General features: G+C 63.8%; 11 protein-coding genes and 3 pseudogenes. 10 read left to right on the top strand and 4 right to left on the bottom strand.

Features of this window, described 5'->3' with window-relative positions:
* Positions 1-47: 47 nt before the first annotated feature.
* The gene (locus tag ABNX08_RS26195; protein WP_022538605.1) at positions 48-950 is read right to left on the bottom strand and encodes a MaoC family dehydratase; all 903 of its coding nucleotides are present in this window, start codon (positions 948-950) and stop codon (positions 48-50) included.
* Between the two features lie 298 nt (positions 951-1,248).
* Here ABNX08_RS26195 and ABNX08_RS26190 point away from each other — a divergent pair, with 298 nt between their 5' ends.
* From ABNX08_RS26190 to ABNX08_RS26175, 4 genes and pseudogenes are all read left to right on the top strand, one after another.
* The gene (locus ABNX08_RS26190; protein WP_349605934.1) at positions 1,249-1,599 is read left to right on the top strand and encodes an AraC family transcriptional regulator; all 351 of its coding nucleotides are present in this window, start codon (positions 1,249-1,251) and stop codon (positions 1,597-1,599) included.
* Positions 1,600-1,671: 72 nt separating this feature from the next.
* Positions 1,672-1,962 carry a hypothetical protein gene (locus ABNX08_RS26185; protein ID WP_022538603.1) on the top strand — a complete coding sequence of 97 codons (291 nt, stop codon included), beginning with the start codon at positions 1,672-1,674 and terminating at the stop codon, positions 1,960-1,962.
* Positions 1,963-2,169: 207 nt separating this feature from the next.
* Complete coding sequence (locus tag ABNX08_RS26180; protein WP_022538602.1) at positions 2,170-3,405, top strand: bifunctional alpha/beta hydrolase/OsmC family protein; 1,236 nt, start codon at positions 2,170-2,172, stop codon at positions 3,403-3,405.
* 183 nt (positions 3,406-3,588) lie between these two features.
* Positions 3,589-4,344, top strand: a pseudogene (locus ABNX08_RS26175) (ISNCY family transposase); the annotation flags it as partial.
* Between the two features lie 41 nt (positions 4,345-4,385).
* On the opposite strand, the gene ABNX08_RS26170 reads toward ABNX08_RS26175, so the two are convergent.
* From ABNX08_RS26170 to ABNX08_RS26160, 3 genes are all read right to left on the bottom strand, one after another.
* On the bottom strand, positions 4,386-6,443 hold the full coding sequence (locus tag ABNX08_RS26170) for a recombinase family protein (RefSeq protein WP_022538600.1): 2,058 nt from the start codon (positions 6,441-6,443) through the stop codon (positions 4,386-4,388).
* 286 nt (positions 6,444-6,729) lie between these two features.
* A complete protein-coding gene (locus tag ABNX08_RS26165; protein WP_022538598.1) occupies positions 6,730-7,197 on the bottom strand; it encodes a helix-turn-helix domain-containing protein in 468 nt (155 codons plus the stop codon).
* 170 nt (positions 7,198-7,367) lie between these two features.
* Positions 7,368-7,673 (bottom strand): DUF5372 family protein, encoded by a 306-nt coding sequence (locus ABNX08_RS26160; protein WP_161564139.1) that lies wholly within the window; start codon positions 7,671-7,673, stop codon positions 7,368-7,370.
* Positions 7,674-7,711: 38 nt separating this feature from the next.
* On the opposite strand from ABNX08_RS26160, the pseudogene ABNX08_RS26155 reads away from it, so the two are divergent.
* From ABNX08_RS26155 to ABNX08_RS26130, 6 genes and pseudogenes are all read left to right on the top strand, one after another.
* Positions 7,712-8,406 (top strand): annotated as a pseudogene (locus ABNX08_RS26155) (ISNCY family transposase); the annotation flags it as partial.
* Positions 8,407-8,550: 144 nt separating this feature from the next.
* Positions 8,551-9,248 (top strand): annotated as a pseudogene (locus tag ABNX08_RS26150) (ISNCY family transposase); the annotation flags it as partial.
* A gap of 36 nt (positions 9,249-9,284) precedes the next feature.
* A complete protein-coding gene (locus tag ABNX08_RS26145; protein ID WP_374063728.1) occupies positions 9,285-9,524 on the top strand; it encodes an MEKHLA domain-containing protein in 240 nt (79 codons plus the stop codon).
* Between the two features lie 190 nt (positions 9,525-9,714).
* A complete protein-coding gene (locus ABNX08_RS26140) occupies positions 9,715-10,194 on the top strand; it encodes a carboxymuconolactone decarboxylase family protein (RefSeq protein ID WP_022538595.1) in 480 nt (159 codons plus the stop codon).
* A 206-nt stretch (positions 10,195-10,400) separates the two neighbouring features.
* A complete protein-coding gene (locus ABNX08_RS26135) occupies positions 10,401-11,906 on the top strand; it encodes an efflux transporter outer membrane subunit (protein WP_041682068.1) in 1,506 nt (501 codons plus the stop codon).
* On the top strand, positions 11,903-13,081 hold the full coding sequence (locus tag ABNX08_RS26130; RefSeq protein WP_022538593.1) for an efflux RND transporter periplasmic adaptor subunit: 1,179 nt from the start codon (positions 11,903-11,905) through the stop codon (positions 13,079-13,081). The genes ABNX08_RS26135 and ABNX08_RS26130 overlap by 4 nt, the downstream gene beginning before the upstream one ends.
* Positions 13,082-13,099: the final 18 nt, after the last annotated feature.

The following is a 13,099-nucleotide window of genomic DNA, read 5'->3' as shown; positions in this document are numbered from 1 at the left end:
GTTACAGGAGATCATCAGGCAGGAGTCAGTCGGCAATCGGGCGCGTTTCAGGCAATCTCGGCCCAACCGTGGCTAAGCACGACCTTGTCGCGCTCCAGCACCCTGGCGCGCAACTGGTAGTGGGACGGGTTCTCCGGCATGCGCCAGATTTCCGTGACCAGGGTTTCGCCGGGAAACACGGGGGCGGCAAAGCGGATGTCCAGCGCGCGCAGCCTGGCCGGGTCGTAACCCGCGCATTGGCGCACCAGTGCGTGCGCCACCAGGCCGTAGCTCGCCAGCCCGTGCAGGATGGGGCGCTCGAACCCCGCCGCCTTCGCCACCGCCGGGTCAGCGTGGAGCGGGTTGAAGTCGCCCATCAGGCGATACAGCAACGCGGCCTCGGGGCGGATCGCCTGGGTGTCGGTGAAGTCGGGCGCACGGTCCTCCGGCGTCGGGCGCAACGCCGGCAGCGGCGCATCGCTGGGCTGGCCGCCATCCAGCTGGCTGTAGCCGCCGTCGCCGCCGTCGCCGCGCAGGAACGACACCTGCTGCACCGTCGCCAGCAGTTCGCCCTGCACGGTTTCCAGGCGTCGCTCGGTGACCATGATGGCGCCTTTGCCTTCGCCCTTGTCGGTCAGGTGGGTGATGCGATTGTGGCCGACGATCTCCGCACTGGCCGGCAGTGGACGGTGCAGGCGCATGCGCTGTTCGCCATGCAGCAGCTTGACCCAGTCGATGCCGGTGTCTGCCTCGCGTGCCCAGAAGCCCGGGTAACCCAGCACTACCGCTTGCGAAGGCAGGGTGCGCAGCCCCCCGGCAGCGCCTTCGAAGACAAAGGGCAGGGCAGCCGCGTCCAGCGGATCGGCGCCCAGCCCCAGGCTGAGCGCGTACAGCATGGTGTCGCGCTCGGTGTAGCACTGGCGAACGGGGGCGAACGGACGTTGCTTCAGATGGTGGTAGCTGACTGCCATGTCGTTGTTCCTATGTCCTCATCAGGAAATTGTGCAAAGCATGTCGCCAAAGCGGGTTTTGCGCTATTTGACAATGCCAATGGTCGACTTTGGCGATTGCGAAAACGGGGCTTTGGCGAGAAGGAAGGCGCGCTGTCAAAGGGTTGATTGCCGAAGTAACTGCCGGGGGAGAGGGCAGGCGGTGCGGGGACCACGCTGGCATCAACTGACCCAGTCGCAAGGAGACAGATGATGCAGCCCTACAGTGGTTCCGGCGTCGGTGTGCCGGACACCCTACGCCCACATCCAGGATGCGCGCGTGCGCCAGGCCGCCCATTTCATCGAGCAGCGCATCGACAATCCGCCCTCGCTCGATGCCATTGCGCGCTATGTCGGCCTGGGACGCCGTCAGCTCGAGCGCGCCTTCCATGAAGCCCTGAGCATGTCGCCGATGAGCTTCCAGCGCTCGCTGCGACTCGAATACGGCAGCTGGCTTCTACAAAATGGGCACAGCAATATCACCCAGATCGCGCTGGATTGCGGATTTTCCGACGGCGCGCATTTCTCGCGCGATTTCCGCACGCGCTTCGGCATGACGCCGCGCGAATTCCAGCGCCAGTGGCGTTCGGCGGCCCAGCCATCGTCATCGTGCACTTCTCCCGCATCGTAACTAGACTGGTGCCATCACACCTTCTCTGCGCGACTGCGCGAAATCCGGGGCCATTCATTGGAGGGACGGATCATGCACTCTGTTATCAGAGCCTATTCTGGAAGCGGCGCCAGGGAGCTGTTCGATCTGCTCGAAAAGCGGACATCGGAAATTGAATCCCTGATGCGTTCGGTCCAGGGTTTTGTCAGCTACACGCTTGCGCGGACCGCCGATGGCGGCTTTTCTGTCACGACCTGCAATGACAAGGCGGGCGTGGATGAGAGCGTCAAGATGGCGAAGGACTGGATCGCCGCGAACGCTGCCGGCACCGGCGCGAGCGCGCCGACGATTTCCGAGGGGACCGTCATCCTGCATGCGAAATAGCAGCATTGGCTGGCATCGCCTTCGCGCTTGCGTCGTCGTCATCCTGAGTGCTGCTTGCTGTCGAGCGGCACAATTGCTGCGACTGGCGGCAGATTTAGTGAAAGTCTCCAATACAAAGAATGGAAATTTCCACAGCGTAGTGCTGCGCGTGTAAGCGTGATCTGCAAGCGAGGCCGGCCGTCGATCGGACGGGGGCGGGAGGAAATCATGAATTCCCAGCGTTTGACCTTTCCCGGAAGCAACGGCCAGCAACTGGCCGCTCGGTTGGACACGCCGGAGGGGCCGGTTCGGACCTTCGCGCTGTTCGCGCATTGCTTCACCTGCAGCAAGGACACTCTGGCCGCAAGCCGGGTTGCGCAAGCGCTCACGGCGCACGGCATTGCCGTCCTGCGCTTTGATTTCACAGGTCTTGGCGGCAGTGGAGGGGATTTTGCCAACACGAATTTCTCTTCAAACGTCGCCGACCTGCACGCGGCATCAGGCTATCTGAGAGAGAACTTTCAGGGTCCTGCCTTGTTAATAGGCCATAGCCTTGGCGGCGCGGCAGTGCTGAGCGCAGCCGGGGGAATACCTGAGGTCAAGGCGGTCGTGACCATCGCCGCACCGAGCGACCCAAGCCATGTGGTCGGCCTGTTTCAAGACCATACCGCGCGAATTGAAAGCGAGGGCGAGGCGGAGGTGATGCTTGCCGGACGCCCATTCCGAATCAGGCGTCAATTCATTGATGATGTGAAAGAACAAAGCCTGCTGGCTAGTGTCTCCAGGCTGCACAGAGCCCTGCTGGTCATGCACGCACCACACGATGACACCGTCGCCGTCGAGAACGCTACGCATATCTTCAGTGCTGCCAAACATCCTAAAAGCTTCATTTCCCTTGATACGGCAGACCACTTGCTGACGCGAAAGGAAGATGCAGACTATGTAGCCGACACGATCGCCGCGTGGAGTCAGCGGTATCTCGGTATCGATACCTCCAGTCTTCCCGCCGCCGTGGCCGAGGAGGGGCTGGTACGCGTAGAGGAGAACCACGTTGGACGATATCAGCAGCGCGTAATTGTCGGCCCGCATCGCCTGGTGGCTGACGAACCGGTTTCCTTCGGCGGTCTGAACGGCGGCCCTGGACCTTACGACCTCCTGCTTGGCGCGCTAGGCGCATGCACGGCGATGACGATGCGCATGTACGCGGAGCACAAAGGACTGCCACTGGAGCACGTGGCCGTGTCCCTCCGGCACGAAAAGATTCATGCGGCGGATTGCGGGGATTGCGCAACGAAGGAAGGGAAAATCGATTGGATCGAGCGGGAAATTCACATGAAAGGCCCGCTCGACCAGGAACAACGCGCCGCATTGCTTGCGATTGCTGAGAAGTGCCCGGTACATAGAACGCTTCACTCGGAAGTGGTAGTACGAACGCGCGATGCAGAGGCTGGAGCAGGCAAGTAGTGGCTTTTGCCAGCAGTATCGCGCCCGCAACTCCATACCGAGGGCGGCACATCATTTTACATAAGATAGATTATGCGTCTTTTGACTGTAGCGGCTAAGCGGTAATGTCCGGTTCTGGCTAAGTTCAAATGTCCGAGTTTGGCAGGCGTAAGCTTGACGGCTTCCAGCGCCCGGGAGCCCGTCATGCCAGCAGGAGCCATTACCATGACGATACGGCAGATCGACCGGCTCAAGGTCGTTCAAGCGCTGGCCGACGGCTATCTCAAGACCGGGATTGCCGCCTCCAGGCTGGGACTGAGCGCCCGCCAGACCCTGCGCCTGCTGCGGCGCTACCAACAGCACGGCGCTGCCGGCTTGCTGAATCGCCACCAGGGTCAGCCGGCCAACAACCGGACCCCACCGGGCCTTGCGGCGCGAGCGCTCGGGCTGATCCGCGACAGCTATGCCGACTTCGGCCCGACCCTGGCCGCCGAGAAGCTGCGCGAGCGCCATGGCCTCAGCCTGGCCAAGGAGACGGTGCGCCGGCTCATGATCGACGCCGGCTTCTGGGTGCGGCGGAAGCTGCGTCCGCCCAGGGTGCACCAGCCGCGCAATCGCCGTGCCTGCCTCGGCGAGCTGGTCCAGATCGACGGCAGCGACCACGCCTGGTTCGAGGACCGGGCGCCGGCCTGCACGCTGCTGGTCTTTGTCGACGACGCCACCAGCCGGCTGATGGCGTTGCGCTTCGTGCCGACGGAATCCGCTTTTGCGTATTTCGAGGCGACCCGGGCTTACCTGGCGTGCCACGGCAAGCCGGTCGCGTTCTACAGCGACAAGGCCAGCGTGTTCCGGGTCAACCGGCCCAATGCCACTGGCGGCGACGGTTACACGCAGTTCGGGCGCGCGCTGTTCGAGCTCAATATCGATAGTCTGTGCGCCAACAGCAGCCAGGCCAAGGGCTATGCTTCACAATGCACCTCATGGGTCGAGTGGGATGATGTTTACGCGGCGACTGCGTGTTTACCGCGGGTTTTGCATTGATGGCGATACTTCACTGGCGCATCCGCGCCAGGTTGTTCGAAGAGACACTGCCCCTTGTCATCGTAGCGGTGCGCCACGAGCAGGCCGGCACGGCGCCATATCTTGACGGTAGTCGGTGTGACATCGAGGCACTTTGCAATCTCGTCCAGCGTGAGCAAACCACGCGCGCGCAGCCTGTCGTAGCGACTTCGCAGATCGTAGGAGAGCCGAATCCGGGTGACCATTGCGTGGTGAAACGGTTTGCCCTGACCTGACGTGAGTCCCTGGCGATTGAGCAGCTCTGCCGCTTCACCGTCGGTGTGGTCTTCCAGAAGCCGGTCGATCTCAGCGACGACGGCTGGCGGGGTCTGCCGCAACATCCACGCGGGCTTGGATAGTGGCACGTGCAAGGTGTGCGTTGCACCGCCGTTAAAGCGTATCTGAGCGCTGACGTCCGTGCCTTTTAGCAGGGTCACGTCGGTGATGAGTAGGCGTGCCATGCGCTTGCGCTCACGATCTGGCGTGTGGGGATCGTTCCACAGGCGAGGAAAGTCCTTCGCAAGTGCCATGATGCTTGTGCGCTGTGCGTCGTCAACTCCGGCGCGATCAGCTTCGCGCTGCTTCTCGTAGCGTTCCTGGGCCTCACTGAGAGCGCGGAGCGCATGGTTCCATTCCGCTTCCAGCGAGTCCGCAACCAATCGATGTTCCGGATCGACTTGCATGTAACGACGGCGCGCCAGATCGGTCTCGTAGCGCGCTCGCTCGACCTCTTGACGGCGTAGTCTGTCGCTCTCCTCGGTACGGCTCTCAAGCTCGTTCTGCACGGCCAGAGCGACCTCAAGCGTTACCGGCGTGACCAACTCCACGAGCAACCGGCCAATTGCATCGTCAAGCTCACCACCATGGACACTCTGGCACACAGGGTGCGCGTGCTGAATGCCCCGGCGCTGGCACATGTAATCCGGCACCCTGCGCGTGCCTTGGATGTGATAGCGCACGGTCATTCGCTCGCCGCATTTGGCACAGATCGCCAAGCCTTGCAGCAGCGCCGGCCCCTCGCGAGGTGCCCCTCTCTCACGGTCGAGGCCAAGTGCGTGGGCATTGTCGCGTAGGATTTGAACGTTCTGTTCGAACTCCTCCCAGCTCACGTAAGCCTCGTGCGCATCGCGAATCAGCGCCGTCCACTCCTCGGGCGGCAGTCGCAGGCAGACGTTCTGACCATCGGGATGCTTGCGTTGCCGCGTGCGCCCAAAGCAGAATGCACCAGCATAGCGCGGATGATGGAGGGCCCACAGCACGCGTGAGTGTTCGAGCTCGGTCCACAGCACATCGCCTTTGCGCTCTCCGCGGTGAATCCGGCGCGGGAACTGAAGACCCTGGTCACGAAAGGCCTTGACGGTCGCAGTGGCTGAGCCCGTGCGACGAAACGTGCGGAAGAGCTGACGAACACTCTCCTGGATACGTGCATCCGGGTCCAGGCGCACACGCCCCTCGGTGTCGTAGACAAAGCCGATCGGCAGCCGCATCTCGAGTTCTCCGCGGCGCGCCTTGTTGAGGATGCCACCGCGTAGCCGTGCCCGCATGACGTGCAACTCTGCCTCGCTCATCGTGCCTTTCAGGCCGAGCAGCAACCGATCATTGAAATGCGCAGGGTCGTAAATTCCATCTTCGTCAAGAATTAGGGAGTCGGCGAGTGCACAGATCTCCAATAGCCGATGCCAGTCGGTTGAGTTGCGCGCCAGCCGCGACACCTCCAGACCCATCACGATCCCGGCCCGTCCCAGGCTCACCTCGGTGACGAGGCGCTGGAAGCCCTCGCGCTCGACCGCCGATGCACCGGATAAGCCGAGGTCCGAGTCGATGACCACAACTTGATCGTTGCGCCATCCGAGCGCGATGGCGCGCTGTCGCAGATCATACTGGCGCTTGGTACTCTCAGTATTCTCGAACATCTGCCGCAACGAGGACTGCCTCACGTACAGATAGGCGTTCCTCTTGAGGTGTCTTGCCTGTACTTTCGAGTGGGTCTCTGCAGTCATCTCATCCCCTCTAGCGCTGTCGCGATCGCCATGGTTGCCACGATGTCAACCAGATTCTGTTCGATACCTACAGGCAGACTCAGCCCGCTCGTCGCGACTACAGGCACCGGACGAGGCGAGCAGTCTTCGGCCGCACACTTCATCCAGGCGGCCATCCCCTTGAACATGACGAGTGCGCGACCGCGCATCATCGTGTGGCCGCGTCCGCCCAACTCGACGACGTCTTTTCGCAACGCCTCGTAGTATCTGGTCAGCGCATGAACATCGAGCGCTGCAGTGGGGACTTTTATGGCCGTTTTTTTTTCGATCGCGCCAGGGCGCGTTCTACGGTGCGTCGATGCACTGTCAAACCGAAGCGTTCTGCAATCCGCTCGACAAGAACTTGAGCATCGAGACCGTCCTCCGCGGCACGTGCTTCTTCGATGAAGCGCATCACGTCGTCGGTGATCTTGTGTGGTCCGTGAGGACCTCGCTTGTCTGGCAGCAGCCCGACCAGGCCCTCTCGATCGAAGTCGGCCTGCGCCTTGTAGAACGTCGGTCGGCTGACCCCAAAGTGCGCGGCGGCATCGGCGATGGCCTGACCATCGACACGTACGCGACGCAGCATTTCGTAGCGGGCCTGTACCAGATCGCGCGGGTCGAAGAAATCGCCGGCGATAAAAGCGGGATCATCGATGCCCTGCGAGTGAGGATTCACCGTGCCGCTCTCTTCGAGCGCTGCAAGCTTGGGGTCGGATTTTCGGATGCGGGTCATATGTAATCTAAATTATGCCCACGTATTGCCGATGTCAAGGATTTTATACGGACAAAGAATAGCAGTGCCCCTGTAACGTCCCTGCTCTATGCCCGCCCTTGAATCATGCGCCCATGGAGAGGTATAGGCACGGATACTAAAACGGCATAAATATCTTTACATCAACGGCATCATTCCCTTGACACCTTGCGCTTGCGCGCTCGCGGCCCTCCAGATCTCTTAGCCTCCCGCTGTCGGGCAATCAGCGCAACAAGTTGCAACAGGTCCTCGACCCGGAAATGCGATCGTCCGGCCGACGTTACCTCGAATGCGTTTGGCGCCGCTGCGCTCGTCCAGGTCGCCGGCATGCGCCTGAGGTTGCCCATTTCGTCGTAGAAATAGACGCGGTCCTCTCCCCACGCATTGCGCCATTCCAGCAGCGCGAATTCTCGCCCGTAAAGCGGATGGAAGGGATGGGTAACCCGGAAGGATTGCATCCCACCGGTCAGATCACGTGTAGTTGACTGCTTTTGAGAAGGGCCGGGTCGAACGGATGAACGGCACGCTGCAGGACCGCCTGGTCAAGGAGTTGCGGCTGCGCCGGATCTCGTCCCAGGCCGACGCCAACGCCTTCGTGGCGGTCTTTGTGGCTGACTTCAACGCCCGCTTTGCCAAACCGCCCAGGAGCGACTTTAATGCACATCGCCCAGTGCGCGCCGATGAGGATCTGGCGCGGATCTTCACCTGGCGCGAATGGCGCAAGGTGTCGGCCAGCCTCACGCTGCAGTACGACAAGACGCTGTACCTGCTGGCAGACCAGCCCGCGCATCGCGCTCTGATTCACCGCTACCTCGAGGTGGCCGAGTATCCGGACGGCCGGATCGAGCTGTGGGCCGATGGCGCTACCCTGCCCTACACCACCTATGACCGCTTGGCCGAGATCGACCAGGGCGCGATCGTCGAGCACAAGCGGCTCGCTCACGTCCTGCGCGTGGCGCAGGAGATGCAGGCCAAGCGCGATAGCCGGCGCAGCGCCAGCGCACCCGCGCGGACCGCCACCGGCACGCCCCCGCGGCCTCGGGCAAGAAACCGCAGCGGCAGCTCAGCCCTGCAGACCTGCAGGCCGCCATCGAAAAGACCGTCAAGGCACCACTGCCTTACGGGAAACCCTTGAAATACAAGCCACCGAACCTCAACACCAGCCCGTCCAAATCGGACATTTCAGCTTAGCTGAGCGCCGGACATTTGAACTTAGCCTAGACATTGACTGTTAGCCGTTTTTTCTAATGTCGTACTTGGGTTAAGTTCAAATGTCGTACCCCGTCCCGGAGCGTGCCAAGCTGGCGGCTTTGCCGTCTAGCCTGGAGCGCGACCATGGGCCGACCCGACACGATCACCATGAGTATGCGGGAGCTGGACCGCTGCAAGGTCATCCAGACCGTCGTCGAAGACGGTCTGATGGTCTGGCGCGCCGCCGAGAAGCTCGGCCTGTCCAAGCGCCAGGTTGAGCGCGGCTGGTGCAGCGGTACCGGCAGGACGGCCCCCAGGGCCTCGTCTCCCGTAAATGGGGTCAGCCGGGCCACAATCAGTTGCCTCCGGGTCTGGAATCCCGCGTGCGGGGCCTGATCCGCGACCGTTACGCCGACTTCGGCCCGACCCTGGCCGCCGAGAAGCTGCGCGAGCGCCATGGCATCGAGATCTCGCCGGCATGCGTGCGCCGAATCATGATCGACGCGGGGTTCTGGGTGCCGCGCAAGCTGCGCCCGCCCAAGGTGCACCAGCCGCGCAATCGCCGCGCGTGCCTCGGCGAGCTGGTGCAGATCGACGGCAGCGACCATGCCTGGTTCGAGGACCGGGCGCCGGCCTGCACGCTGCTGGTCTTTGTCGACGATGCCACCGGGCGGCTGATGGCGCTGCGGTTCGTCCCCTCGGAATCGACGCCGGCGTACTTCTCCGCCACACGCGCCTACATTGAGCGACACGGCAAGCCAATGGCGTTCTATTCGGACAAGGCCGGCATCTTCCGCGTCAACCGGCGGGACGCGGCCGAGGGCCGCGGCTACACGCAGTTCGCGAGTATCCGGACGGCCGGATCGAGCTGTGGGCCGATGGCACTTCCCTGCCCTACACCACCTATGACCGCTTGGCCGAGATCGACTCGCGAGGAGCGGCAGCAATTCCTCGCGCGAGTACAACGGCTCGGCTACGAAGCTGGCTACAAGGGCGTGCGTATCACCAAGTCAGGCCAGCGCTTCATGATCGAGGAGGCGACGCTGTGGCAACTTCTCAATGCGGACGGCAAGCAGCACGGCCAGGCGGTCGTCATCCCGCGCACGCGGAACATCTGATTGCGCATGCTGGCTGATTACCGCTTCAGACTGACCGTGCGATTGGTGCCAAAGCGACAACATTGTGCGCGCCGTGACGGCACTACCGGCATCCTGAGCCGAAGCCTAGGATTCACTCCAAGCTGTCCCTGCGGCAAAAGATTCAACGCAGGTTCGATGAGCGAAATTCCCGAGGTCACCAGGAAAGATCATGACGCAACGCATTAACTACTTTCAGCAATCCCCGGAACTGTCCAAGAAGCTCATGGAGTTCGGCGCGCTGTTCCAGAAAACCACGATCGAGGAGCCCGTTCGCGAGCTCGTCGAGATTCGCGCATCGCAGCTCAATGGCTGCGCATTCTGCGTCGACATGCATATCAAGATGGCAAAGATCCACGGCGAGCGCGAATTGCGCCTGCACCACGTGGCGATCTGGCGCGAGTCGACGCTGTTCTCGCCGCGCGAACGCGCCGCGCTGGCCTGGACCGAGGTGCTGACCAACATTCCCGCCCATGGCGTGCCCGACGAAATTTATGACCGCGTGCGCACCCAGTACAGCGAGAAGGAGCTGTCGGATCTCACGTTTCTCGTGGGGGCGATCAATACCTGGAACCGCCTGAACGTGGCGTTCCGCATGGTGCCCGGTTCGTCAGACAAGGCGTTCGGGCTCGACAAGGCCAATCTGGAGTGATGCGATAGAAGGGGGGGCTTTGCGTCACGGCAACCATGCTGTTGTCGTGCCTGATGGAATTTGCAGGCAAGGAGGTCCAGATGATCGCCAACGCCGGTGCCACTTTCCACAAAGGACCCAACGCGATCCACACCGTCGGGCAAAACGCCAGCGACACGCCGGCCAGATTTGTGCCCAGGCATATTTGGGCTGGCCGGAGAAAGGCGATGACTATTCCACTTAAGGCGCGTGCCGTCCCGGCCTTGCGGTGTCTCGGCGTACTGGGCGCAGCCGTGCTGCTGGCGAGCTGCGCCAGCATGAAGGGGCTGAAAACGCAGGCCACGGTCGATGATGCCAACCGCCTTGCCGCGAGCGCGTCGCTGGGCGCTACCCCCGTGTCGCCGGCGGCATGGCCGGAGCGCGCATGGTGGCAGGGCTTTGGCGACCCGCAGCTGGATGCGCTGGTCGAGGCGGCCCTGGCCGGAGAGCCGACGCTGCGCATCGCCGCGGCGCGTGTGCGCCAGGCGGATGCGCTGGCGGGCGGTGCCGAAGCCGCGCTGTCTCCGCAAGTCAACCTGAACGCCCGGAGCACGCGCCAGCGCTTCAGCGAGAACGGCCTTGTGCCGCGGCCGCTGGCAGGCAGCTGGAAATGGGCCAGCGACGTGCAGCTTGGCCTCGGCTACGAACTGGACTTCTGGGGCAAGAACCAGGCGACGTTCGACGCCGCGCTCGACCGCGCCCGCGCCGCGGAAGTCGACTACCACGCGGCGGAACTGATCCTAACCACGTCCGTGGTGCGGACCTACCTGAAGCTCGACGCCGCCTATGCGCAGCGCACGCTGACCGAACAAACCTATCGCCAGCGCCAGAACACGCTGGACCTGACACGCCAGCGCGTGGCCGCGCAACTCGACTCGCGGCTCGACATGAAGCAGGCCGAAGCGGCGCTGCCGGCCACGCGCGAGCGCCTTGCCGCGATCAACGAGATCATTGCGCTGACCCAGAACCAGCTCGCCGCCCTGGTTGGCAAGGGCCCGGACGCCGGCGCCGATATCCGCCGCCCGCAGCTTCGCGATGACTACGCGGTAGCAGTCCCGGCTTCGCTGCCAGCCGAGCTGATCGGCCGCCGGCCGGACGTGGTCGCGCAGCGCTGGCGCGTGGAAGCCGCCAGCCATGACATCAAGGCGGCCAAGGCCCAGTTCTATCCCAACATCAGCCTGACCGCGTTTGCCGGCCTGCAAAGCCTGAGCCTGTCGGACCTGCTGACGGCGGGCAGCCGCACCTTCGGCATCGGCCCGGCGATCTCGCTGCCCATCTTCGATGGGGGCCGGCTGCGCTCCAACCTCGGCGCGCGGCAGGCGGAGTACGACGCCGCCGCGGAGCAATACAACGCCACGCTGGTCACCGCCCTGCACGACGTGGTCAGCCAGCTGGTGTCGCTGCGCTGGCTGGCCGAGCGCGCCGGCGAACAGCACCAGGCGCTGCAGCTGACGCAGGAGGCCTACGACATGGCCGTGTCGCGCTATCGCAGCGGCGTCGGCAACTACCTGCAGGTGCTGTCGGCCGAAGGCCAGGTCCTGCAGCAGAAGCAATTGCTGATCGATCTCGAAACCCAGGAACGCACGCTGCACCTGGAACTGATCCGCGCCCTCGGCGGCGGATACGAAACGGCTGCCGCGACCGCCAACGACACGGGCACGGCCAAAACCCCCGTGGCAAGGAGCGCATCATGAACCCCGCCAGCCAATCCAAGTCTGCCATCGACACACCGACGGAACAGGCTGACGTCCGCCCGGCGCGCCGCTGGCGCATCGTCGCCGCCGCCTCGGTCGCCGTCGCTCTCGCCGCCGCAGCCGGCTACTGGCTGCAATACGCTCGCTATTGGGTATCGACGGAAGACGCCTATGTCGAAGGCAATGTGGTGCAGGTGACGCCGCAGGTAGGCGGTGTTGTCACCGCGATCCTCGCTGACAACACCGACCTGGTCGACTCCGGCAAGACGCTGGTCGAACTGAACGGCGTCGATGCACAGCTCGCCCTCGCCGCGGCGCAGGCCCAACTGGCCCGCACGGTGCGCCAGGTGCGTGGCCAGTTTGCCGCCGCCGGCCAGGACCGGGCCAACGTGGAACTGCGCTCGGCCGACCTGGCGCGGGCCCAGGAGGACATGGCGCGCCGCTCGGCGCTGGTCGCCAGTGGCGCGATCTCGGGCGAGGAACTGGTCCACGCCAGGCACGCCGTGCGCAGCGCGAAGGCGTCGCTGGCCATGGCGACCGAGCAGCTCAAGCGCAACCAGGCACTGGTCGAGCGCACCTCGGTGGACTCCCACCCCGACGTGCAGGCGGCAGCCGCCCAGGTGCGCAATGCCCGCATCGCGCTGTCGCGCACGCGCATTCCGGCGCCGGTCGGCGGGGTGGTCACCAAGCGCTCGGTGCAGGTGGGGCAGCGTGTTAGCGCCGGGGTGCCGATGATGTCGGTGGTGCCGCTGGACCACCTGTGGGTTACGGCCAACCTGAAGGAGTCGCAATTGCGCGATATCCGCCTGGGCCAGCCGGTCACGCTGACCACCGACCTGTACGGCGACGGCGTGGTGTTCCACGGCCGTGTCATCGGGCAGGACGCCGGCACGGGCAGTGCCTTTGCATTGCTGCCGGCGCAGAACGCCACCGGCAACTGGATCAAGGTGGTGCAGCGCGTGCCGGTGCGTATCGCGCTCACCCCCGCGGAAGTCGCGGCCCACCCGCTGCAGATCGGCCTGTCGATGAAGGTCTCCGTCGATACGCGTTCGCGCGACGGCAAGCGGCTGGTCGCCGTCGATGCGTCGGGCCAGAACTACCGCACCACGGTGTTCGCCGACGAACTGGCCCGCGCCGACGAACTGGTGCGCCGCATTGTCCAAGAGAACCTGTAGGCACCGCCATACAACGGA

Source organism: Cupriavidus sp. DF5525 (genome assembly GCF_040149425.2).
GTDB lineage: Bacteria > Pseudomonadota > Gammaproteobacteria > Burkholderiales > Burkholderiaceae > Cupriavidus > Cupriavidus pickettii_A.
This window is presented reverse-complemented; position numbering and strand designations above follow the sequence as displayed.